General features: G+C 47.1%; 19 protein-coding genes. 9 read left to right on the forward strand and 10 right to left on the reverse strand.

What is annotated here, in order from left to right:
* Positions 1-11 precede the first annotated feature (11 nt).
* The 7 genes from D7D25_RS12705 to trxA all read left to right on the forward strand — a co-directional run bounded on the left by D7D25_RS12705 (position 12) and on the right by trxA (position 13237).
* The gene (locus D7D25_RS12705) at positions 12-2345 is read left to right on the forward strand and encodes an ABC transporter permease (RefSeq protein ID WP_122969329.1); all 2334 of its coding nucleotides are present in this window, start codon (positions 12-14) and stop codon (positions 2343-2345) included.
* Between the two features lie 80 nt (positions 2346-2425).
* Entirely contained in the window at positions 2426-4792 is a 2367-nt protein-coding gene (locus D7D25_RS12710) for an FtsX-like permease family protein (protein ID WP_122969330.1), read from the forward strand.
* Between the two features lie 173 nt (positions 4793-4965).
* Entirely contained in the window at positions 4966-7308 is a 2343-nt protein-coding gene (locus D7D25_RS12715; protein ID WP_122969331.1) for an ABC transporter permease, read from the forward strand.
* A 209-nt stretch (positions 7309-7517) separates the two neighbouring features.
* Positions 7518-8192, forward strand: coding sequence for an ABC transporter ATP-binding protein (locus tag D7D25_RS12720; protein WP_122969332.1), 675 nt, complete (start codon positions 7518-7520; stop codon positions 8190-8192).
* 175 nt (positions 8193-8367) lie between these two features.
* Positions 8368-9009, forward strand: a complete 642-nt coding sequence (locus tag D7D25_RS12725) for an outer membrane beta-barrel protein (protein ID WP_122969333.1) — start codon at positions 8368-8370, stop codon at positions 9007-9009.
* Positions 9010-9153: 144 nt separating this feature from the next.
* A complete protein-coding gene (gene dnaE, locus D7D25_RS12730; RefSeq protein ID WP_122969334.1) occupies positions 9154-12897 on the forward strand; it encodes a DNA polymerase III subunit alpha in 3744 nt (1247 codons plus the stop codon).
* A gap of 25 nt (positions 12898-12922) precedes the next feature.
* Positions 12923-13237: a thioredoxin gene (gene trxA / locus D7D25_RS12735; RefSeq protein WP_122969335.1), complete on the forward strand. Its 315-nt coding sequence runs from the start codon at positions 12923-12925 to the stop codon at positions 13235-13237.
* An 86-nt stretch (positions 13238-13323) separates the two neighbouring features.
* Here the strand turns inward: trxA and D7D25_RS12740 are convergent, their stop codons facing one another.
* The 10 genes from D7D25_RS12740 to D7D25_RS12785 all read right to left on the reverse strand — a co-directional run bounded on the left by D7D25_RS12740 (position 13324) and on the right by D7D25_RS12785 (position 22486).
* The gene (locus D7D25_RS12740) at positions 13324-13545 is read right to left on the reverse strand and encodes a DUF2795 domain-containing protein (RefSeq protein ID WP_019538324.1); all 222 of its coding nucleotides are present in this window, start codon (positions 13543-13545) and stop codon (positions 13324-13326) included.
* 57 nt (positions 13546-13602) lie between these two features.
* Complete coding sequence (locus D7D25_RS12745; RefSeq protein ID WP_122969336.1) at positions 13603-14163, reverse strand: cob(I)yrinic acid a,c-diamide adenosyltransferase; 561 nt, start codon at positions 14161-14163, stop codon at positions 13603-13605.
* A gap of 60 nt (positions 14164-14223) precedes the next feature.
* Positions 14224-14919 carry a hypothetical protein gene (locus tag D7D25_RS12750; protein WP_122969337.1) on the reverse strand — a complete coding sequence of 232 codons (696 nt, stop codon included), beginning with the start codon at positions 14917-14919 and terminating at the stop codon, positions 14224-14226.
* Positions 14920-14929: 10 nt separating this feature from the next.
* On the reverse strand, positions 14930-15409 hold the full coding sequence (gene ispF / locus D7D25_RS12755; RefSeq protein ID WP_122969338.1) for a 2-C-methyl-D-erythritol 2,4-cyclodiphosphate synthase: 480 nt from the start codon (positions 15407-15409) through the stop codon (positions 14930-14932).
* Between the two features lie 4 nt (positions 15410-15413).
* Positions 15414-16574: a type IX secretion system outer membrane channel protein PorV gene (porV, locus tag D7D25_RS12760; RefSeq protein WP_122969339.1), complete on the reverse strand. Its 1161-nt coding sequence runs from the start codon at positions 16572-16574 to the stop codon at positions 15414-15416.
* Between the two features lie 29 nt (positions 16575-16603).
* Positions 16604-17218 carry a fumarylacetoacetate hydrolase family protein gene (locus D7D25_RS12765; protein WP_122969340.1) on the reverse strand — a complete coding sequence of 205 codons (615 nt, stop codon included), beginning with the start codon at positions 17216-17218 and terminating at the stop codon, positions 16604-16606.
* Between the two features lie 11 nt (positions 17219-17229).
* Complete coding sequence (locus D7D25_RS12770) at positions 17230-17865, reverse strand: redox-sensing transcriptional repressor Rex (RefSeq protein ID WP_122969341.1); 636 nt, start codon at positions 17863-17865, stop codon at positions 17230-17232.
* A 369-nt stretch (positions 17866-18234) separates the two neighbouring features.
* Positions 18235-19041, reverse strand: coding sequence for a DUF3108 domain-containing protein (locus tag D7D25_RS12775; protein WP_122969342.1), 807 nt, complete (start codon positions 19039-19041; stop codon positions 18235-18237).
* A gap of 55 nt (positions 19042-19096) precedes the next feature.
* Positions 19097-21037, reverse strand: coding sequence for an Ig-like domain-containing protein (locus tag D7D25_RS12780; RefSeq protein ID WP_122969343.1), 1941 nt, complete (start codon positions 21035-21037; stop codon positions 19097-19099).
* A 78-nt stretch (positions 21038-21115) separates the two neighbouring features.
* Complete coding sequence (locus D7D25_RS12785) at positions 21116-22486, reverse strand: DUF2851 family protein (protein ID WP_122969344.1); 1371 nt, start codon at positions 22484-22486, stop codon at positions 21116-21118.
* Positions 22487-22826: 340 nt separating this feature from the next.
* On the opposite strand from D7D25_RS12785, the gene D7D25_RS12790 reads away from it, so the two are divergent.
* Both D7D25_RS12790 and gpmA read left to right on the forward strand, forming a co-directional pair.
* Positions 22827-24209, forward strand: a complete 1383-nt coding sequence (locus D7D25_RS12790) for an MATE family efflux transporter (protein WP_122969345.1) — start codon at positions 22827-22829, stop codon at positions 24207-24209.
* Positions 24210-24492: 283 nt separating this feature from the next.
* Positions 24493-25239, forward strand: a complete 747-nt coding sequence (gene gpmA, locus D7D25_RS12800; RefSeq protein ID WP_122969347.1) for a 2,3-diphosphoglycerate-dependent phosphoglycerate mutase — start codon at positions 24493-24495, stop codon at positions 25237-25239.
* The last annotated feature ends 481 nt before the right edge of the window (positions 25240-25720 follow it).

Raw genomic sequence — 25720 nt, forward strand, 5'->3', positions numbered from 1 at the left:
AAAACAGTGATATGAATATCTTTAAAAGCTTTTTCGGCCTGCTGAAGGCTTTCAAATCGTCCTCCCTGATCAATATTGTCGGACTGTCGGTAGCATTGATCGTGTTCTTTATTGTGGCAATACAGGTACATTACGACCTCACTTATGACAGGTCATATAAAAACACGGATAAACTGCTTCAATACAACCAATACAATGTAAACACCGGAGAAGCGGGTACAAACATAAACTTTCAAATCCCGGCACGGATCGCGCAGGCTGTTCCCGAGATTGAAAAATATTGTATGGCTGCGTTGTGGGGAGTGCAGAAATTCGAAATCGACAAAGGCGGCACGTCGCCGGAAACCTATTCAATACATCTCTCCGTCACAACATCCGGATTCTGTGACATATTCACCCCTATAATCTTATCCGGAGACACAACTGCCCTTTTCTCGCAACCCGGCAAGGCGATGATCTCCCAGAGAACGGCGCTGCGCGTGTTCGGAGATGAAAATCCGGTCGGGAAAATCATACGATTCCGTTATGGGAAGAATGAACTGATGATCGCGGCCGTCTATAAGGATTTTCCCGACAACAGCAGCCTGCCGAACGGGTTGTTTACCCACTTGCCTGAAAATGATGAAACGGAATGGAGCTTCAAATCCTATTTCCTGGTAAGCAGGGAAAATCAGGCGGTCATTCAGGAGAAGTTGAACAGGAAAGAGATCATCGGCGAAGAATGGGCCAAATACAATGAAGAGCACCCCGACGAGAGATTCGAATTACGACTGACTTCTCCTGGCGACCTGTATCTGAACAACGCCGGAAAAGGAGGCAGCAAACGCATTAACACAACCTATACGTTACTTGCGATAGGAATCATTACGGTTTTTATCGCATTTGTAAACTTTGTAAACCTGTCGGTAGCGATGGCGCCCGCCCGTGTACGGAGCATCAATATCCGTAAGATTCTGGGGGTTGACAAAATGAAGTTGAAATTAACGGTGGCCACGGAAAGCGTGTTCTTTACCCTGATTTCAATCGTTATCGCCCTGATCGCGATATTCTATATCAGCACCACTCCATTCGCGAAAGAGATATTCGCCGCCGATTTGTCGTTCGGCCACCATCTCCCGTTGCTGGTAGCCGTATCCCTTATTTTACTCATTTCATCCTTTCTGGTGGGACTTTATACGATGCGTTACTGCACTTCGGTTGACGAAGCGGAAGCGCTGAAAGGCTCTTTTTCGTTGAACAAGCGAAGCGTGAAACTGCGCAACGCGCTGATCGTTTTCCAGTTTGCCACGGCCATCAGCCTGATCGGCGTAAGCCTGTTCATCAAGCAACAAAACGATTATATGCTGCACTACGACTGGGGAATACCGAAAGAGAACGTGGTGTACGTGCCCCTTGCCGGGCTTGGCCGCGAAGCGCAGACGTTCGGGCAGGAACTCTTGCGCGATTCACGTATAAAAGACTATACCATTACGCGCGACATACCCGGAAGAGTAGGCATGTCGTGGGGAATGGAGTTTGAAGGGAAACAGATCAGCCTCACGGTGTGGTCGGTCGATGACCGGTTTTTCGATTTCTTCGGCATTGAAATTCTTGAAGGACGCAAGCCGGAAGAGATGGATTCGGTGGTGTCGCAGATCGTGGTCAACGAAACGTTCCTGCAAAAATATGATTTTACCAACGAGATTGTAGGAAAAGATTTCGACACATTCGGGCCGGGACGTATACAGGCCGTCTCCAAAGACGTCCATTTCGAGACACTGCACCAAAGCATCTCCCCAATGGCTTTCGGCGTGCTTAGCCAATGGCAGAATTTCAATACTTTTATGATTAAACTTTCGGGCAATGACATGAAAGGGAGCCTGGATTACATTGAAAGCACGTGGAAAAAGTTCAGCAGCGACCCGTTCGAGATCCATTTTCTGGACGCGGAGATGGATAATCTATACAAGACCGAAACCAATATGGCCTACTTGATCGCCATTTTCGGGTTAATCATCGTGGCAATAGCTGTCATGGGAGTGTATGGACTGATACTGTTTGACGCGAAAACAAAATTGAAAGAAATAGCCATCCGTAAAATCAACGGATCGACTGAAAAAGAGATCCTGGTTATGCTGAACCGTACGGTTTTACTACAATTATGCATTGCGTTTTTCATCGCGACACCGGTGGTGTACTACACGATCATGAAATGGTTGGAGAACTTCTCCTATAAAGCGCCTCTGTATTGGTGGATTTTCCCTTTGTCGGGAATGATCGTCTTGTTTATCGTGATATTGACCGTGAGCGCACAAAGCTGGCGTGCGGCAACGGCCAATCCGGTGGATGCATTGAAAACGGAATAAATGAATGTGGTGATTGACTGATTTGATGATCCCGATAAATCGGGACGAGTAATGATGATGATTTTAAGAGACAAAATGGCATGAACAACCTGAAGTTAGCATATCGCAACCTGTTCCGCAAAAAACAAAACAACCTGATCAAGATACTCTCTTTGGGTACGGGATTGGCAGTCGGACTGGTGCTTCTCTCAAAAGTAAGTTTTGAGCGCAATTATGACGATTTCTATCCCGACGCGGAGCGCATTTATCAGATTTGGTCAACCTTATCAGGAAGAACGAATGAGACAGGACTGGACCAATGGGGACAAGTCAGTGGCGCAATAGCTCCCGGCATGAAAGCAGAGATCCCGGAAATTGAAATGGCAACGCGGTTCACACCTTTGACCGCTGAAGATGCTGTTTTCTCCACATCCGATAAGAAACGGTACAAAGGGACCTTTATCATGGCTGACAGCTGTTTCTTCGACCTCCTTCCCCGTCCGATGGTCACAGGCAATGCAAAGGAGATATTGTCCCGACCGATGTACGTTATAATTTCTATGTCGACAGCGGAGAAAATGGGTGGTGATGTGGTGGGTAAACAGATCCAACTGGAAACATTCCCCGGCAAAGAGCTGACAATAGGGGGAATATTCAGCGATGTTCCTGAAAACAGCCATCAACGTTATGATGTGATTGTGTCACTCAATTCGATACCTTCCTTTTTCAGATATGACGGACGGGAGAATTGGCTGGGAAATGACCGATACCGGGGATATGTGAAATTGCATCCGGGAATCGATCCTGCAAACCTGGCCCCTGCCGTCCGCCGTATGCAAAAGAAACATCAGGATATAGAGAAGATAGAGGCTAAAAACGGTTGGATCCTCACTTATGCCTTCCTTCCTTTAAAATCAATTCACAGTGGCTCCCCGGAGGTCAAAAGGATGACACTGCTGCTTACGATTATTGCTTTTTCATTGATCCTTACCGCTATCCTGAATTATGTGCTGATTGTCATCACCGCCTTGGTAGGTCGTTCCAAAGAGATAGCCGTATATAAATGCTATGGAGCGCAAAACCGGAATGTGGCCAGGTTAATAATGACCGAAACGTTACTTCACTTTGTCTGGGCCCTTCTGCTTGCCGGCTTACTAGTCTTTAGTTTCAGAGGAACCATCGAGAGAATGCTTTCCGCATCGTTGGGCTCATTGTTCAGTTTCCGTTCATCACTCTACTTGTCTGCAATTGCCGTTATTATCTTTTTGTTTACTGCATTCACCCCCGCATACATATTATCCCGCATTCCCGTGGCTAGCATTTTTCGCGGTACCGGACAGGTCAGGGCAAAATGGAAGCTGGTATTACTTACTGTGCAATTCGCAGCAGCAGCATTCCTTTTTTCGCTGTTAGTCATTGTCAGCAAACAATACAATCTGATGACCAACGATGATCCGGGTTATTCGTACCGGAACATTTTGCATGCAGGGACTTCAGGTGTACCCCGGAATACCGTACAAACGGCTATCGACCGGCTGAAACAATTACCCCAAGTGGCATCCGTGGCAACAGCAAGCTCGCTACCGTTCGAAAGCATGTCGGGTAACAACGTGTTGATACCTGGCGAAGAACGCGAGCTGTTCAATATTGCCGACATGTATTGGGCCGATGAGCATTATATTCCGTTAATGGAAATACCCATTGTTGAAGGGAAAACATTCGACATTCACAGCAGCCCCAATGAAATAATCGTCAGCCGGTCATTCAAAGAAAAAATGAAAGCGATAGCCGGATGGGAAGATGTGGTTGGGAAGGATATGATTATTTCTGAGCACGGACTAAGTCGAATCGTGGGGATATATCCGGACATCCGGTTGGGTTCAATTTCCGATCAGGATACACGTCCGTCGGTACTGTTTTTCAGAAATACCCCAAACAACAACATGCTCATCAAACTCAAAGCAATGACAGGAGAAAACATCCAACAAGTGTATGATATCTTGCAGGAAACCATGCCCGAAAAAGAAATCGACCTTTCACCTTACAGCGATAGCATGGTTAAAATGTATTCGGGTGAACGGCGGTTCCGTGATGCCATTTTCATCGGCGGGTTAATTACCGTGCTCATTACGCTTATAGGGCTGATTGGTTACATCAACAGCGAAATGTTACGACGCAGGTCTGAAATTGCTATTCGAAAAATCAACGGGGCAAACCTGAGCGAGATATTAAGGCTATTCATGAAAAATATTCTGTTTATCGCTTTGGGCGCCTGTATCGCAGGAGGAATTGTGGCAGCCATGGTTGCTTCCAAATGGATGGAGAATTTCACTGAAAAAACCGGTGTGTCTCCGTTTTTATTTATCGGTTGCGGCCTCGTTGTGCTGCTGTTTATCGAATTGATTGTAGGAATTAATTGTCTGAAAGCAGCCAGTCAGAATCCTGTCGAATCGTTGAAGAAAGAGTAAATGAATGTGCCGAACAACGTTCAACCGAGTGAAGTGTGGTTGATGTGACAATGTGACTAATGAGACTAATGTGACTAATGTGACTAATGTGATTAATGTGATTAATGGACTTCTCCACTTCACAGTTCTAAGTTCTAAGTTCTAAATTCAAAGTTCTAAATTCAAAAAATAATATGAACATACTAAGATCATACAAGCGTACCCGATTCTTTTTATGGGTGAATATTACCGGATTGGCCATCGGATTGGCTGTTTCCATTATGCTGATCCTGTTTGTGGTAAATGAACTGAGTTACGACAAGCATTTCGCGAACAAAGAGCGCATCGTACGCTTGCTGACAATCTGGGAAAGACAAGACCAGGCGACCAGTTATGCGATCAATATGCGTAAAGCTTACACGGAACTGCCACCAAAAATTCCTGGACTGGAGGCGGCTGTGCAACTCTATAACACAGGCTCGGTAGAGGTAATTTACGATAAAGAGCGTTTTCAGAATGTCCGCTCTTTGTGCGTTGACCCTGAATTTTTCAAAATCTTTCAGATGAAGTTTGTGGAAGGGAATGCCCAAACGGCATTGGCCAATAACAACTCAGCCGTGCTGACACGACAGCAAGCCGAGATAATTTTCGGCAGCCCCCAGAAGGCGATGGATCAAATCGTACAAGTCCTGAATCAGGATTTCGTCGTCTCGGCCATCGTCGAGAAACTTCCCGCCAGCACCCACTTCTCCTTCGATGCTTTGGTCAGCATGCACGCCATAAGCCATTGGATGGAAGGCATGCTGGGATTGGAATTCCAGACCTATTACCTGATCAGGCCGGACGCGTCGCTCCACGATGTCAGGAATGCTATCGAAAAAGAATATTCTGCCATCACTGCCGCTTTCGGCGAATCGTTCAATGCGAGAATTTATGGCAAGACGGATAAACTGACCGATGTATATTTACATTCCGATGCGGTCAGCGGCAATATTGGTAAAGTGGGAGACATGCGCCTCGTCTGGCTTTTGTCCGGGCTCGCGTTGTTTATATTGCTGCTCGCTGTCAGCAACTTCATCAATCTGTTCATTGCTCAGGGTGAAACCCGTATGAGTGAAATCGGTATCAGGAAAACCAACGGCGCGGCTATCGGAGATATTGTCCGGCAGTTCTTTTCCGAGGTATCGGGTATCGTATTGATCGCCTTTATCATCGGAGTGCTCCTCACAATCATACTCGCTCCCTATTTTTCGGAATTGATCCGCAGGGAGATCGATATGACCCAGTTATGGAACCCCACCTTTATACTGTCTGCTGCCGGCCTTTTTGTGGTGACCGTCGTTTCTTCGGCATTTTATCCCGCACTCTATCTCAGCCGCTTCAGCCCGCTCGATATCCTGGGCAAAAGAATCCGGTTTTCAAAACGGAGGCTGACAGTGGGCGTGGTGATTTTTCAATCCATCATCACTATTGTGTTAGTGTCTTTCATCCTGGTCATCAATAGCCAGACCAATTATCTGAAAAATATTCCCCTCGGATATAATCCTGAAAATGTAGTGACTATCCCGTTGAACAGTACGATCCGCAATAGTTTTGAAGCAATAAAACAAGAATTGCTCTCCGTGCCTGAAATAAAACAGGTAAGCGGAGCTCAACATCTTTTCGGGATGGGTGGCAGCGGACAGCGGATCGGTCTGCTCGACAATAAGGAGGCGAAACATAGCATCAATGAATACCGGATCATGCCGGGAATCGCTGAATTGATGGAATTGCAATTGCTCGAAGGTGATTTTTTCAAGGAAAACGCACCCGACAGCGTCAATCAAGTCGTGCTGAATGAAGCAGCGGTCAAGATGTTAGGGTTATCATCACCGGTCGCGGGAAAATCTGTAATGTATACATGGGGGATTACCGAAGTAGTAGGTGTCGTAAAAGATTTCTGTTATGCCTATCCTGCCGATAAGATTGCACCGATCGCCTTGAGTAAGACAAGCGGAGGAAGTTTGTTATACGCCCGTTTCAGGGAGGGAACCGACCGTAAAGAGGCGCTCGAAAAAACATTGGCTGTATTCCATCAGTTCGATCCCGATTTCATGCTGAACCCAATGTGGAGTGAAGATATCTATACCCAAAAGTTTGAAACTTTCAGCACCACTTCAAAGATAATCACGATAGCATCGTTACTTTCAGTATTCATTGCCATGCTGGGATTAGTGGCGATACATTTATATACGACAGTCCGCAAGACAAAGGAAATAGGGATCCGCAGGATCAACGGAGCCACCTCCGAAGCAATATTCTCACTATTGACAGGTGATATTGTCAAATGGATCATGATTGCCGGAGTGATAGCGGTACCCATTATCTATTACATGGCCACGAACATGCTGAACCAATACGCCAATCATACTTCATTGAGTTATATGATGTTTGTGATTCCCATATTGATTCAATGCCTCATCGCCATCCTGGCTACATCGGGAGTAACGTGGTGGGCTTTGCAACAAAACCCGGTGAATGCGTTGAAGAAAGAGTAAATGAATGTGGCGAACAACGTTCAACCGAGCGAAGTGTGGTTGATGTGACTAATGTGACAATGTGCCAATGTGACTAATTTGATTAATGGACTTCTCCACTTCACACTTCTAAGTTCCAAATTCCAAGTTCCAAGTTCCAAGTTCTAAGTTCCAAGTTCTAATTTCCAAGTTCCAAGTTCTAATTTCCAACTGATAAAATAAAAACAATTATGATCAAGATTAACGATTTAAGAAAAGTATTCCGTACGGAAGAGGTAGAAACCATCGCGTTGAACAATATCGCCATGGAAGTCAAAGAGGGTGAATTCGTAGCCATCATGGGGCCGTCGGGTTGTGGCAAATCCACCCTGTTGAATATTCTCGGGTTGTTGGATAACCCCACATCAGGAGAATACTGGCTCGACAGCAAGGAGGTAGGCCACCTCAAAGAAAAAGAACGCACCCAAACCCGTAAGGGAAAGATCGGCTTCGTGTTCCAGAGCTTCAATCTGATCGAGGAAATGACGGTGCACGAAAATGTGGAATTGCCGCTCACCTACCTCAAGGTAAAAGCCTCTGAACGCAAGACACGGGTAGAAGAAGTGCTTCGCCGCATGAATATCAGCCACCGTGCAGGCCACTTCCCCAACCAGCTTTCGGGAGGCCAGCAACAGCGTGTGGCCATTGCCCGCGCTGTAATCGCCAATCCCAAACTGATCCTTGCCGATGAACCGACCGGTAACCTCGACTCCAAAAATGGAAAAGACGTGATGGACCTGCTCACCGAACTGAACCGGGAAGGCACCACCATCGTGATGGTAACCCACTCGCAACATGATGCTTCGTTCGCACATCGCATCGTCAACCTGTTCGACGGACAGATCGTCACTGAAGTAGAGATGTAAAAGTAAAAAAATGATGCAACGTTTCTCCATCTCGTACGTCTTAATAGTATATCCTATGATGTGTGGTCATATCACATGGTTGTGATCCCACCACCAACAACATTACACTGGATGAGGCAACGATGAAAATCATTCCCCGGACAGAATGGATTTCTAATAACTAAAAAGTACTGGTATGAAACCTTCAGCACAATGTTTCCTGATTGGATTACTTCTTTCCGTTCCACTTTCTTGGCAGGGCAATCTAAACGCGCAATCAACTTTTTCCGGCTCAAAAGGAGCCATCGGCATCACCTATTCCGGCTTGGGAGACAATGACGCCTTCCATTTTGAAAGCCTTGATGGGGCGGGTGGATATGTGGGCAAGGGCTATTACTCTTTGGGAATCACCTATATACACCCCCTCGCAAAACGTTTGGATATCGAAACCGGTATCTCCTATGGTAAATATAGGTATCAATTCAGCAATGCATCGCTTGGACCGGACGCGCCGGAACCCTACAAGGTAACGAACACCGTAGTGGACATACCGGTAACGGCGCGTTGGGCATTTCTGAAATATTTCTTTTTGAACGGAGGATTGTTACTGGGTATAGACACCGGAAAAGAGAATCATCTGGATAGCCAGACCGGCATTGGCGCGACGATCGGTGTCGGCGCGAAATATGACCTGAAAAACACAGGGGTAAGCTTGTTTGTCAATCCCTACTATAAAATACATAACCTGATTCCTTTTTCCATGGGAAATTATCATCTGCGTACAGACGAAAGTGGCTTCCGTTTGGGTGTTGTCTATCATCTGGTTGATAACTTCTGACAATATCTCCACCAACCTTGGCCGATTTTCCGTATTTTTGCAGAATATAGGGCGCCCCTCGGGTAAACTCAAACAAGTTTGGTTTACCATGCGGCTTTCACTATATTTGTCCTGTTCATAAATAAAAAAATACGACCCAATTATATGCATCCCTTTGTACATCTACATGTTCACTCGCAATATTCACTGCTCGACGGCCAGGCAAGCATTCAGCGCCTGATCGACAAAGCCATGGGCGACGGTATGAAAGCACTGGCGCTGACCGACCACGGTGCCATGTACGGCATCAAGGAATTCCTCAATTATGCCGCCAGGAAAAATGCTCCGGTAAACGCAGAGATCAAAAAAATAAAGAGCGAGATAAGCGATCTGGAGAAAAAAGGGGAAAGTGGGGGGAAGATCGGGCAACTCCGGCAAAAACTCACCGAGACGGAAACCAAACTATTTAAACCGATAGTGGGGTGCGAATGCTACGTGGCACGCCGTAACCGTCATCTGCAATCGGAGAAGATCGACGGCAGCGGGTGGCACCTGGTCGTGCTTGCCAAGAACCTGAAAGGGTATAAAAATCTCATCAAGATGGTCTCCAAAAGCTGGACAGAAGGGTTTTATTACCGTCCCCGCATCGATAAGGAACTGTTGGAACAATACCACGAAGGACTGATCGTCTCCTCCGCCTGCCTCGGCGGTGAAATCCCCCGGAAAATCGACAGCGGACAGATACAGGAAGCCGAAGAGGCGGTGCGGTGGTTCAAAGGCATTTTCGGTGAAGACTACTATATCGAACTCCAACGACACAAGACCGACAGGGTTGATGCCGACCAGACCACCTACCCCAAACAGGAGAGGGTGAATCAGGAGCTGATCCGCATCGCCAGGAAATACGATGTGAAGATAATCGCAAGCAATGACGTTCATTTCGTGAACGAAGAGGACGCCGACGCGCACGACCGATTAATCTGCCTGAGCACCGGAAAGGATTTCGATGATCCCAACCGGATGCGATACACCAAGCAGGAATGGCTCAAAACCACTGCTGAAATGAACCGTATTTTTGCCGATATTCCCGAGGCGTTGACCAACACTCTGGAAGTCGCCGACAAAGTTGAATGGTATTCGATTGACCATTCCGCGCTGATGCCTTTCTATCCCATCGACCCGGCATTCGGCACCGAAGAGATTTACAAACAAAAATATTCGGAAAAGGAGCTGACAGCGGAGTTCGGGGAAGCCAATTTCCACCGGCTGGGCGGTTATGACAAAGCGATCCGTATCAAACTGGAAGCCGACTATCTGGCATACCTCACTAAAAAAGGCGCGCAAAAACGATATGGCGACACGCTTACCCCGGAGATCGAGGAGCGGCTTGATTTCGAGCTGGAGACCATCAAGAACATGGGATATCCCGGCTACTTTTTGATTGTGCAGGACTTTATCAATGCGGCCCGGGAAATGGATGTGGCCGTCGGCCCGGGACGTGGATCGGCTGCAGGCTCCGCTGTAGCATATTGCCTGAGGATCACCGATATCGACCCATTGAAATATGACCTGCTGTTCGAGCGTTTCCTCAATCCGGACCGCATCTCGATGCCCGATATCGATATCGATTTCGATGACGAGGGCCGCGGAAAGGTATTACGCTGGGTGACCGAAAAATACGGCAGTGAGAAGGTAGCCCATATCATCACCTATGGCACGATGGCTACCAAATCGTCGATCCGCGATGTGGCGCGGGTGCACAAGCTGCCCCTGTCGGAATCGAACAGGCTCGCCAAGCTCGTGCCCGACAGAATACCCAACGTCAAAAAAATCAATCTGAAAGCAGCGATAGAGAATGTGCCGGAGTTGCAGGAGGCTGCCCAGAGCAACGACCCGTTGGTGAAAAGCACGCTGAAGTATGCCGCGATGCTCGAGGGGAACGTACGAAGCACAGGGGTCCATGCCTGCGGCGTGATTATCGGCCAGACTGATATTTCAGATGTAGTTCCCATCAGCACGGCAGAAGACAAGGAGACCAAAGAGAAGCTGCTGGTCACACAATATGAAGGGTCGGTGATCGAGGAGACAGGCCTGATCAAGATGGATTTCCTCGGCCTGAAAACCCTTTCCATTATCAAAGACGCGCTATCCATCATCGAACAAAACCGGGGAATAAAGATAAACATCGACGCCATCGACATGAACGATGAGGCTACTTACAGGCTCTATTGCAACGGACAGACCACCGGGACCTTCCAGTTTGAGTCGGCAGGAATGCAGAAATACCTCAAAGAGTTGCAACCCAGCAAGTTTGAAGACCTGATCGCGATGAATGCCCTCTACCGCCCGGGACCCATGGACTATATCCCTTCTTTTGTGGCCCGCAAGCACGGCAGGGAGGAGATCGCCTACGACATTCCCATCATGGAGAAATACCTGGATGAAACCTATGGGATTACCGTCTATCAGGAGCAAGTGATGCTTCTCTCCCGTCTGCTCGCAGGGTTTACCCGCGGACAATCGGATGAGTTGCGGAAGGCCATGGGGAAAAAGCTGATCGACAAGATGACGGCGTTGAAGGAAAAATTCATCGCAGGAGGCACCAAAAACGGCTATGAGGCCAAAGTGCTCAACAAGATATGGAACGACTGGGAAAAATTTGCTTCTTACGCTTTCAATAAATCGCACGCGACCTGTTATTCGTGGGTGGCCTATCAGACTGCGTGGCTCAAAGCCAACTACCCGTCGGAATACATGGCGGCGGTACTCTCCAACAACCTGAACAACATCACTGAAATCACCAAGTTCATGGATGAGTGCATGGCGATGGGTATCAACGTGCTTCCTCCCGACGTGAATGAGTCGATGCTGAAATTCTCCGTCAACGACGCGGGTGATGTCCGTTTCGGATTAGCAGCCATCAAGAGTGTGGGACAAAATGCGGTAAACGATATCATTGCAGAACGTAAGAAAAACGGCCGCTATAAAGACATTTTCGATTTTGTGGAACGAGTGAACCTCTCTTCCTGTAATAAAAAGAATATCGAGGCACTGGCGATGGCAGGAGCATTCGACTCCTTTCCGGGCATACACAGGGAACAGTTGGCGGCACAAAACAGCAAGGGCGAAGAATTCCTGGAAACCCTCATCCGTTACGGCAATAAATACCAACAGGACAAAATTGAAGCAATGAATTCGCTCTTCGGAGACGACACCTCTTTCCAGATAACCCGTCCCGAAATACCCCAGGCTGCCCGCTGGTCGGATCTGGAAAGGCTGAACAAAGAACGGGAACTGATCGGCATCTATTTATCGGCACACCCGTTAGATGAATATGAGTTTATTCTCAAGTATGTATGTAATGCCGACACACAGCAATTACAGGATCTCGATTCACTCAATGGGAAAGATATCACCTTCGGGGGTATCGTCACGGCGGTGCGCGAAGGACAAACCAAAAGAGGCTCCCCTTACACTATCTTCAAACTGGAAGACTACGCCGGCAAGTATGAGATCGCGCTTTTCAGCGAAGACAGTGTAAACTTCGGCAGATACGCGCGTATCGGACTCTCTATCTATATTGAGGGAAAAGTACAGCCCCGACGTTACCGGGAGGGAGAGATGGAAGTAAAGATATCCTCCATTTCCCTGTTAGCCGAAGTGAAAGAGAAACTGGTCTCGAAGATCACGTTGCAAATTCCTCTTTCAGAGATAGATGACACCTCCGTGGCAGAATTATCGGCACTTGTGAAAAACAATTCCGGAAATTCATTGTTATATTTCCAAATTATTGGTGAAGAACCGCACATGAGAATTCAGCTGTTTTCACGGCCAGCCAAAATTCAAGTAAATAAAAAATTCATCGATTACTTAAAGAATAACTTATCTATCGACTTTAAAATCAACTAATCAATAATAACAAAAAAGACAAATTATGGCGCTTCAAATTACAGATGCAACCCTTGACGCAGTATTGGATACGGACAAGCTGGTGGTCATAGATTTCTGGGCTGAATGGTGCGGCCCCTGCAAAATGATCGGACCCATCATCGAAGAGATCGCGGAAGAATACAAGGATAAAGTGGTGGTGGGAAAACTCAATGTGGATGAGAACGACGAAACTACCGGCAAATACGGTATCCGCAATATCCCTACCGTGCTTTTCATCAAAAACGGAAAAGTGGTGGACAAACTGGTAGGCGCGGGCCCTAAAACCCTCTTTACCGAAAAAATTGACAAGTTAGTATAAATAACCTAGGTATGTTATTAAAAAAGAGCTGTCTCAAAACGAGACGGCTCTTTTTTTAGATCTCCCTTTCACTCTGCTTGACAGTCTTAATACTCATCCTCGTTGAAGAAGAAGTCCTCCTTGCTTGGATAATCAGGCCAAATATCCTCTATGGATTCGAATATTTCGCCATCCTCCTCAATCTCCTGCAGATTTTCAATCACCTCCAGCGGAGCGCCCGATCGCTGGGCATAATCAATCAACTCATCTTTTGTAGCGGGCCAGGGAGCATCTTCTAATTTTGATGCCAGTTCAAGTGTCCAATACATTGATAATCTATTTAATTTGTTGTTAGTGCAATTTTTTCGCAAATGTATAAAAAGTTTTCATATATCGCCTTGTTCCCAAAATAATTCTTCCGAGGTTTTGTTGCTTTCATACCTGGCAAATACGAAAAAGTAGTCTGAAAGCCGATTCAGGAAAACCAGCACTTCATCCGCCACCGGAAATTTTTCAGCTACACGGTACACATACCTCTCCGCCCGGCGCGCGACGGTACGACAAATATGGGCCCGCGCGGCCGCTTCATTGCCTCCGGGCAGCACAAAGCGGTTCAGCCGCGGCAGATTCCCGTCGATCATGTCGATCTGCTCCTCAAGGCGGGATATGTCTTTTTCGGAGATGATACTGGCAGGTTTTGGCTCTTTACTTTCTGTCTCTGTTGCAAGGTAAGAACCTACGGTAAATAATTTATGTTGGATGTAACGGAGAAAATCGCGATGGTCGCTTTCTTTTATTTCGCAACTCAGCCAGCCGATATAACTGTTCAACTCATCCACCGTTCCGTACGCATCAAGGCGGATATGCGTTTTACTCACCCGCATTCCCCTCACCAACGAGGTAGTTCCCCTGTCGCCGGTTTTCGTATATACCATACTTTTTTTCATATGATTACTTTATTTTTTCATTTCGGTATATGGAACTCGCTTTAGTCCTTTTCCACCTTCTCACACCAGATAGTGTTGCTTACTTAGATCGGGCCTCAGAAAGACAATCCCCGTATCTTTCAGGTCGAATGTAATCCGGGCTCTCACATCATGAACGATTTCATCCCAAAATTGTTTAGTCCTTCCCTTTTTTATGGGATGAACCACCCAGAAAGTAGCGGAATGGCTCAATTCTGTCAATGTGTGTATATCGGGAATGCAGCTTCCGCCCTGGTTAATAAAGATTGCATCATAACGCTTTCCTTCGCAGGCAGATAATGAAGAGAGGGTCTCTCTTTTTCGTCCTGCCTGTTTCTGAAGATATTCGGCCACACTGACTTTTTCTCCATCTTCCTCCACGCAGATGCAACGGATATGCGACGAAGGCGCCGTAAGGAACAGGGTATTTATGCCGATCCCCGGGTTGATCTCTAATATATTTCTGGCTTGAAGATAATGAACCAACCGGAAAGAGAGGTGATTGAATGGGGTAATAGAGTCCGGATCGATGCCATTGAGCGACAGTATTTCCCGAAGATCTGAAAAGGCATAAAAACTATAGGGAGAATAGATTACGCCAGTGATCAGGTCAAAGGCAAACGGCGAATGGATCCCATAACCTTTCGATTGTTTTTTGCGCAAGAGCCACCGGAAACGGCCGTAAAATTTCTTTTCGCAAAAGCCTGCAAATCTGGCAAGCTTATTAAAGCCCGGCATATTTTCAATGTTACGGTTTCCGTATAAGCGCTACCGCGTAGGCTGTGATACCTTCTTCCCGACCCACAAACCCCATTTTCTCGGATGTGGTAGCTTTGATAGAGATAAGTTCCTCACTCACCGCCATCACTTCGGCCAGTTTTCGTTGCATGGCAGGAATATGGGGGTTGAGCTTGGGTTGCTCCGCACAGACGGTAGCATCGATATTGCCGAGGCTATACCCTTTATCTCTTAATAAGTTCATCGTATCTCTCAGAAGCAATTTGCTGTCTACATTGTGGTATTCCAGGGAATTGTCAGGAAAATGATAGCCTATGTCACGCAGGTTGGCGGCACCCAATAACGCATCACAGATAGCATGGATAAGCACATCGGCATCGGAATGTCCCAATAATCCTTTTTCATAATCCAGCTTCACTCCTCCCATCCAGAGGTCTCTTCCTTCCTGAAGGCGATGCATATCATAACCAAAACCCACCCGTATCTGCATAATTTTATCGCATTAAATTTCTAATTCCTTCCATATCGAAGCCGAGGGAAAGACGCAATGTCTGATCCAACGGATTTGATTGGGCAGTCGACACCAGGTAAGCGGCATCTATCTGAAAAATATCATTTCTGAAACCGGCTCCAAAAGCAAAATAACGACGATTGCCCTTATACTCGCTCTCGTGGTAATAGCCAGCCCTGAGGGAGAACCGATTATCGTACCTGTATTCTGCTCCGAGCGACCACATGACCTCCTGCATCTCCTCTTTGAATCCTCCGGGAGCATCGCCCAACGACTTGAAAATCCCTCCGATGGAAGATATATTCTGATATTTATCAATCCGGGACTGTGCCTCTTCCGCGGTCTCGTTCTCCGACGGCAGTTGCGGAGTAGGTACCAGCAACTTATTGACATCGAAACTGAGGGAAAGGGTATTTTTCGGATCCAGAGGATATCCTAAAGAGGCGCCCATACGTAAATTCGCGGGAAGAAACATGGAGCTGTTTCCTCCATCGTAAGAGATTTTTGTGCCGATATTGGAGATGTTAAATCCTAATCCCAGAAGCGCTTCCGAGCGCCCCATATAGAAATAGGATTCGTTATAACCGGCGATATCGGCCGAAAAGGCGTTGCTCGGTGTCGTTTCATCGTCACCGGTGGAATAATCGGCGCGGATATACCGCAGGGTAACCGCCCCGGAGAATGTTTGGGTGAGTTTTCTTGAATAAGCCACATCGAACGCGAACTCATGAGGTGACACAGTCTGCCAGAATTCATCATTGAGGCCGCCCACCTCTATGTCTCCCAGCGAGAAATAGCGTAATGAGGCGCTGATGGCGTTCAGGTTGTCGTTTCCAAACTTCCAGTAACCCGACATGTAAAGCAGGTGAATATCACTGACCAGTTTGCTCAGCCACGGTGTATAAGAGAACGCGATTCCCGCATCACCCGAAATAAACGGATACTTGGCCGCATTCCAGTGGTGGGAATAGACATCGGGCATAGTGGCCGCTCCTATATCCCCCATCCCTCCGCCCCTGGCGTCGGGCGCGATCTGCAAGGAAGGCAAAGCAACCGGTATCGGGTTATACTCCTGGGCGACAGCAGAATAATTGGTCGTCGCACAGAGTATGCAGCAAAAGAGAGTAAGAATTGCTTTGTTCATGTTACATCAATATGGTGGTTGCGTGAATATCATTTCACCCGGAAATCCAACAGTTTCCGGTCTCCGAGATAGCCCTGCAGATGATCGTTGATTGCCACCGGGCCAATACCCGCCGGGGTTCCGGTAAAGATAAGATCGCCAATCTTCAATGTAAAGAATCGGCTGATATAGGCAATAATTGTATCCACAGAATAGATCATCTCCTTTGTATTGCCTCGCTGCACCGTCTGATGATTGATCTCAAGCCGGAAATCAAGGTGCTGAATATCAGAGATCTCGTTTTTGGAGATAAACTTTCCGACAGCCGCGGAATTATCAAAACCTTTTGCGATCTCCCACGGCAAACCCAACTCTTTCTGTTTTCTTTGCAGGTCGCGCGCGGTGAAGTCTATACCCACCGTAATCTCATCGTAATAGCGATGGGCGAAACGCTCTCCTATATTCTTCCCCAGGCGGCTTATCTTCACCACCAACTCCGTTTCGTAATGTACCTCTTCGGAGAAATCGGGAAGGAAAAACGGCTTATCCCCTTTCAGCAAGGCGGTGTCCGGCTTCATGAAAATGACCGGCTCCTTACTCTGAAACGTGCGTTCCATCTCTTTATTGTGAGACGCATAATTCAATCCGACAGCAAAGATCTTCATTCCCTACAAAATTATCCGTTCAACCGGTTAAACATCACGGCGAGGTGAGCGTAAAGTGAGGTGTTTTGCAGGACTGTCCCTTCCGGCACACGTATCCGGAAAGGTGTAAAGTTCCAGATAGCCTTCACCCCACCCCGGATCATATAATCCGACACCTCCTGGGCTATACCGGGAGGTACGGTCAGAATCCCTATTTCCGCCTTCATCTCTTTGTTCCGCGCTATAAATTCATTGGAATGAAACACTGGAATATCATGTATTGTGTGATTAACAACACCCGGGTTCACATCATAGCCGGCGATAATCTTCAAGCCGAATTGTTCGAGACCGGAGTCCGACAACAAGGCAGCTCCCAGACTTCCCACTCCAAAGACCACTGCCGTATGAGTGTTTGTAAATCCCAGGAACGACTCCAGCACATTGATCAGGTCATCTATATCGTATCCCACCCTCGTCTTACCGCTTATGTCGACGTAGGAAAGATCTTTGGCTATCTGGGAAGCGGAGACATCTATCTTTTTCGCGATCCGTGTAGAGGAAACAATGGTTTCTCCCTGGCTTTTAAGGAGTTTCACGTACGACAAATACCAGGGGAGTCTCCTGAGCGCCGGTTCGGGTATTTTTGCGGAACATATCAGATCTGACATACCTTTATTTTCATTAAAATGAGACTATTTCTTCAATCACATTTCAAAACAAGTTTTGCCTCTGCGCTCGCTTATCGAAAACATTCCAGGCAAGCTTGTCTTCTGTTCGCATTGCTTGGCGAATAATAGTCCGTAATCTTTAGCAGTTTACAAAGATAGGTTCTTTTGGAGAAAATTCAGAATTCTAATCCCTATTTATTCTCTTTATTCTACCATCTTTACTCCTGTTATTCGGCTCCACCGTTATTGGTTCGCTTCCCGTCCGTTGTTGCGCCACGCTGTTATTTTCCACCTTGCGGAATTTTCGGTTCAATACATTCGCGACATTATCGAATAACCATTGAACATCAAAAGAATAACCACCGGATATTACGGATGCCTGGTTCCCGAGACATCCCGCAAAACCGCTCTGATTGAACCGATTCTTAAAGAAGTGTCTATGATTACCGGGATACGGTTTTTATCATTGGTAAGCGAGGCCTTCAAAGCTTCTTTCTGATTGGTGAAAGCATCGTCGAGAATAGTCATTGTGAGGTTAATCACTTCATATTTTTTTCCATTCCCTGCTTTTACCGATGAAACACCCTGGTAATTGACATACATATTCACAGGTTTTCTTCCGGCAATGAAACGAATATGAAAGTTTTCGCCGGGTTTCATGCCAGTATAATCGAGATTACGGATGTATGGCAATACAGAGAGGTAATCATACGTACATTGATCGGTAGACAACACCTCATCAAATTGCTCTTTCCCATTCCAGGTACGGAAAGCACGTATTTTCACCTTACCCCCCTCGTAGGTGTAGGACTGCCTCTCCACAGAATAGTCTTTTCCCTCAAATGCCTCTTTGGTAAATAACAAAGGACGAAGATCCTTATCAATAAAAGAGGTGAGCGTGTCGTTCACAGTGTACAGGTTACCTGCCAGCCCGGAGGTATTGAACAACATCACCATCTTGTAAGCATCCTTGCCGCGGTAATTCGCTTCGGTCACCGTGAGCGATCCTCTCCCCGCGCGCGCATTGAAAAAACCTAAATTCAAATAGAGATCATACCGTATATCCTCGCCGCTCGCAAAAGCAGTGTTGGTCTGTCCACATTGTGCATCTACCCGCATTACCCCCAGAAATAAAAACAGTGAAACAAGAATAGATGTAACTTTTTGATTAATCATAATTTTAATTTTACGGGACGCGGGACGGTAGTAACTACCCCCTACCTCCCGGTTGCTATCTCATGTCAGAAGTAGTTCCCGCACTGCCTCTTCCGGAGAAGGAAGAACCCTGCTGGTTTTGTCGCTGTTGTTGCTCTCTCTCCAGATTCGGATTACGCCGCTTTTTCTCTTCCGGTTTATTGATGGTTATCTCCAATGGTTTCTGGCTTATAACAGGCCTCGCACGAACATTCCACTCCTCCGAATGATCTGAAAAAGCCCTTATCACAAATTTATCGGGATAATAGAACACCTCTTCCGGTTGTCGCCCCTCCTCATAATTTCCGGTAGTCCATACACCGTCCTCATTTTCATCAATTACGACGCGCGCGTAGATCTCACCGGGAGGCAGATCCTGAAATCTAGCCTTGTGGGCTTTGACGTAACTTTTCCGAAAAGGTTTATCCGATTTATCGAGTAACTCCACGAAAGCCGGTTTCTCTTCAGGAAGTCCAGTGATGGATATCTCCAGATTTCCATACTGATCCAAAGGCTTCACGGTGAAGGATTGCTCGTACTTATTGTTCCAAAGTCCGTAACGACTGGTAACCGCTGCCGAGTCGATAAGTATCTTGTATTTCCCTCCAGGTTTCCAATGGGGACGCAGGGTAAACTTGCGTGGGTTCAACGAGTCGGATTCCAGACGGAAAGGAACCGCTTCGAATAAAGAATCCACCTCGGCCAGCAATTGCACATAGGTGGAATCGAATGCTGTGACAGGCTGTTCAAATTCTATCCTGACAGGGTTGTATAACTCAAATGTGGATTGGACATTCGTGTTCACTCCTAAAAATCTGATCTGCTCCTCCTCTCCTTTCTTTTCCGTATTGCCACTGCCCCGACCCGTACGCCTCATACTAAAATTGAGTGTATCCGTCGCAATATAATTTTTGTTGAGTGAGTCTGTTCGGAGATAATTCACCTGCATACGCAGTGAATCCTGTTGATAGATCAATGAATCGGTGATCCAAAGCATAAGGGTGTCATTTTTAGCACTCCGCTCGGCTACATACCAATCATCACTCCTCACTTGAGGATTGATCAAAAAGAAACTCGGCTTGTCGGTCGGCGCGGCGAAAAAGAGATGGAGCTTATGTGATTCGGGGCGCTCATGCTTCTGCAGATATTGTCGCTGGAAATCGGACAGGAAAGAACGTAACACCAGATTATCCGGCAAAAAACGGGTATAATGGACAGTATGTATGGTATCGACAGTAAGACTGTCCTGAAAGACAGTATCTTGCCGCACCGCCGGCACGGTAGAAGGTATGACGATAGAATCCAGAAAGGCAATATTTTCCTGCGGATTATCGTATTTATAATCCCTATTCAGATCATTCAGTGCAAACACCCTGTATTTTCCGGGCGCGATCCCTCTCACCGTGAAATTGCCCCGGGAGTCAGTTCTGGAGATCCGCTCGAACGGAATACGGGTAAAGGCCGTATCGTGGTGATTGGAGTGGATACCTACATATATCCCCGTAACAGGTTCCAGATCGTTCGCATTAAGCACTTTTCCGGCAATGGACAATGTGTCGATCCGGTCGCCGGTAGAAAAGGAATAGACAAAATTCTCCAACGGATTACCCTCGTTATTATCCACGATGGCATCGGTAAAATCGACCGTATAGGTGGTATTGGGAAGTAACGTGTCATTCAACTCTACTATGGCTCTTCTACCTATTGAACGGATTACCGGCATGTTCTTCTGGGGAGGGGTTACAATGACCTTCTCATTGGGTTTCTCGATTTTTATATTCTCGTCAAATTCGATCTCAATCCTTGAGGGGGAAACATTCACCGAATGGAAAGCGGGCGCGGCTCTTCTTACTACCGGCGGATCTATGTCATAGGCCCCTCCGGTGGGTGCGGCCATATTGGCACAGGAATGACTCAAGACAGCCAACACAGTCAGGAGAAAAAGCCAGGAGAAGAATGTGGATATCTTATGTAACATGTAACATTATTTCTTTGTGTGTATAATGCCATTTTCGACACAAATGTACAATGTTTTATGCAGTCTCATACCATTTTTTCATTTTTTACAACTCAGCAGCCTATGCCCTATCCGGCAGAAAAGACATTTCCGCGGATCACAATAAGCCCTTCTCAACTGGATGAGCGCCTGTGTCTCGAATGCGCTCCTTGGAATTATCCCTGCTTCACGAAATTGGGATACGATAACGTTTCTTTCAGGTTTCAGTGACTCCAGCAGGTGAATAGCCCTTTCGCAATAGCTCTCGGTCGCCGTTTTTTTACCATAGGCAAATAGCACAGGCGCCACAGTGTTGATGAGTAATATCTGCCGGGAGGCACCGCCCAACTGTCCGGCCGACTCGGGTGATTGTTTTCCGAAAGAGTAATGCCGGCGCCAATAGCTGGAAGGAGAGGCCATGAATAATAACATCCATTCATCCACTTGGTTTTGCTCCAGCACCAAAGAAAAGAGCCTGCCGGAGGATTGCAGCAATGCTGCCAGTTGCGCGATACGCATTTCGGGGAATGAACGGGGACGGACTCTCATTCGTTTGAATAAGTAACTTTCCAGGGGCGTCAGTGAATATTTGTTTTTCAGGAAACGGTACTCGTTGTGTAGCTGCAGGAAGTAATCATCCTTCCTATCTGCCGACACCCTCTTTTTTGGCATCTCCGGCGCTACTTCCGTTTTAGGGGTTCTCCCCTGTCTTCCACTCTCCCTCTCTTCCCAGTCTATGGGCTCCTCCAGCAGCCCGGCCTGTCCGAAGAGTAATGCTTCCACCTGAAACAGGCTGTCGCCGTGCCGCCGGATACATTTAAACGGCAATGAAAGGGCTAGTCTCTCAAAGGCATCGCTGTTCAGTCCAAATCCGAAATTACGAGTGAGCAACACATAGAACACTTCATCCCAGGATTGGCGAAAACGATCGAGATGGGTGAAGATATCACTGGTTTTTCTTTCCAGCCGTTCAATGGCTAACCGGCCAAGGAAAGAACGTATAAACATCTCCGGAAGGGAAGAAAGATGATCCTTGCAGGGAGGAGAACTATGGCTATAAAGCAGATAATCGGCGTTTTTACGCACCTCGTCGGGAACTAGCAATTGGCACTGTGGTATCTGTTGTCCCTTCTCGTTCATTATCGTCCTATTCACATGTTCCGAGAGGTGCAGGATCACCGAGTTGTATGCCTTATCGGTATGATGGCCATGCCGTTCCCATTCATCCGAAGAACGGTGGATCTCCACATCTCCGGCCCATAGTTTATCGCCGATCCTTATCTTGGCATTGAAGAAATCGGGCCCGGCGTGCAGATTATGTATTCCCGGGTCAATCACCTCTATCCTCAGCCCGTCTGCCGTCTTAAGCGAGTCGGAGGGATAAAGCCCGAACTTCCATATATAGTGCAGCAGTTCTTCTTTGCAAGGCATAGCAGTCAGATTTAAACCTCAAATATACAAACAATTATCTAATAATTCAAACTGACTTCGGACAAATTCACCTCCTTTCCCACCTTCCCATCTTTTCCCCCTTTTCCCCTTCCCACCTTCTCCCATTCCCACCTTCTCCCATTTCCATCTTCCCTTCCTTAATCATTGGGAATGTGGGGAATTTTGATTAATTTTGTTCCCGCATTGCCATTCCCGCCAAAGGGTACAGCATCCCCGGAAAAAAGTTGGCATGCAGAAGACCGATCAGTGGGTGCTGGATATTATGACAAAGAAATAGGACGAAGTAATAGATCGTCCGGGTTAGTACAAGAAAGAAATTTTGCAATCAAAACGAGAACAGGATTTTCAGACGAAGAAAATCAGTAAATTAGTATGGGATTACGCCCTCCCCGGCATTGTAGGAACATTGGTCACAGCGATGTACAACGTAATTGGGCGTATTTTTATCGGGCAGGGAGTGGGCGCATTGGCCATTTCCGGTCTTGCCATCACATTCCCGGTGATGAATCTCACCGCTTCGCTGGGGATGCTGGTAGGAGCAGGCGGGGCTGCCCGTATTTCCATTAGTTTGGGAAAACAGGACAGACTAACCGCGGAGAAGATACTCGGCAATTCACTATTGATCACGGTAATACTCAACGCCGTCTTCATCACCCTTATCCTGATCTACCTCGACCCTCTTCTCAGGGCGTTCGGTGCCAGTGACCTCACCCTCCCTTATGCGCGGGACTATCTGCAAATCGTCCTACTGGGTAATGTGTTCGTGAGCCTCTGTTACAACTTTAACGCGATGATGCGCTCTTCCGGTTATCCCAAAAAAGCGATGATCACCATGCTTATAGGCGCTGTCTTTAATATTATCCTTACACCTCTCTTCCTCTATCTGTTCAACCTAGGAATAAAAGGGGTAGCGTGGGCTACGGTGATCTCCATGTTTATCGGTATGCTCTTCGTCATGGATCATTTTACCAGGGAAAGCAGTCTGATCCGTCTCCGGTGGAAGAACGTACGCCTCGACAAGAAAATCGTCGCCGCCATTCTCTCCATAGGGATCTCGCCGTTCAGCATGCAGGTGGCAGCCTCCGGTGTGGCGGTGCTGTTGAATACCTCCCTCTTGCGCCACGGGGGCGACCTGGCAGTCGGTGCATACGGCATCATCAATACCGTAATCATGACTTTCGTGATGATCATTATGGGACTTAACCAGGGTACGCAACCTATCATTGGATACAACTACGGCGCCCGTAATTTCACCAGGGTAAAGGAAACCCTTTACTATTCACTGAAAGTGGCCACGGCACTCACCACCTTCACATTCATCGTCGGGCAGTTCTTCCCGCGCCTGTTTGCCTCGGCTTTTACCAACGACCCGGAACTGCTCTCGATCACCGAAAAAGGGATCCGGATCACTATTGCCGCCTTCCCGCTCGTGGGTATACAGATAGTGGCCTCCAGCTTTTTCCAGAGCTTGGGCTATGCCGCCAAATCGATCATACAGAGCCTGAGCCGCCAGTTAATATTCCTGATTCCCTTCATCATTCTCTTTCCCCGTCTATGGGGTTTGGACGGTATCTGGACCGCCATGCCGGTAGCCGACACGCTGTCGGCTATCTTGTCGATCTATCTGTTGATTATCCAGCTTCGCCTGCTCAACAGAATGGAAGAGGAAGAGCAACGGCGGTTGCGGAGTGCGCCTTTTTGATAAATTCACATCCCGATCGCCTGCAATTAGGCCAATTTTATGTAGTTTTGCAGAGGATAAAAGAGAATAAATCAGATTCAAGATTGTGGATTTTGGATTCAAGATTGCGGATTGCGGGTTCAAAATTGCGGATTGCGGATTTCAAATTCAGACTCAAGATTCAACATGTTCCTTTGGCCTCTCCGGACATGGTTTCAATGCAAAATATTGGATTTCACCCCATAAACTCATTGGTAATTGGTAATTGGTAATTAGTCATTTGTAATTATAAATAAACAGTTGTATGAAGAAAGTAGTCTTAATTCGCCACGGCGAAAGCGTATGGAATAAAGAGAATCGCTTTACAGGATGGACTGACGTGGATCTCTCCGAGAAAGGTGTCGCAGAAGCGCACAAAGCTGGTAAATTGCTGAAAGAAGAGGGTTTCCAATTCGAAAAAGCGTATACTTCCTACCTGAAAAGGGCAGTAAAGACTTTGAATGTGGTACTCGATGAGATGGACCTGGACTGGATCCCGGTAGAAAAGACCTGGCGGCTGAATGAAAAGCATTACGGCATGTTGCAAGGACTCAACAAGGCGGAGACAGCAGAGAAGTATGGTGATGACCAGGTACTTATCTGGCGCCGCAGTTATGACGTTCCCCCCACACCACTTGACAAGGAAGACGAACGTTCACCATTCCAGGACCCCCGCTACAAAGGAGTTGACGGAAAAGATCTTCCTCTCACCGAAGCGTTGAAAGACACCGTGGAACGCATCCTTCCCTACTGGAACGATACTATCGTACCGGAAATGAAAAAGCTCGACCAGGTGATCGTAGCCGCTCACGGAAACAGCCTCCGCGGTATTATCAAGCACCTGAAAAATATCTCCGACGAAGATATCGTAGGCCTGAATTTACCGACAGCCGTTCCCTATGTTTTCGAATTCGACGATGAAATGAATCTGCAAAGGGATTATTTCTTAGGTGATCCGGAAGAGATCAAAAAACTGATGGATGCCGTGGCTAACCAGGGAAAAGCCAAGTAAATAAACGGGATTAAGCCGGAAAAAGTTGTAAGCCGGAACAAACCGGAAACAGAAAGGTCGTCGACACAACATCAGTTGGCGAAAATTAATCGAGTAGGGAGGGGGATTACTCCCCCGCCCTCTCAGTCGAGTAGATAAAAGGGATTTCACCTTAAACCTCTCACAGAACCGTGCGTGAAACTCTCATTTCACACGGCTCTTCTTGAATTAAAAGATTCAGACCTTCTTCGGTGTTGTACACACTCCGAATACCATGTCTTCTGCTGACTTCTTGCAAAGTGAAAACAACATCGCTGTTGTTCGTGCACTGTTGGTGCGCCTTGCAAGACCTCCCGGGATAGGGTAGTAGACTTTCTCTGCGTCCTGCTCGATTTACTCATCCAAGTTACGGTTGATTTTTGGGCGTTCCCGATCCATTGCCCGGTTGCCCCCTCGGATGAGCCTTATATCGAATTTCTGTTCGTCAGTACTTCAGATTTGC

The sequence above is a fragment of the Proteiniphilum sp. X52 genome (assembly GCF_003712195.1).
Lineage (GTDB): Bacteria > Bacteroidota > Bacteroidia > Bacteroidales > Dysgonomonadaceae > Proteiniphilum.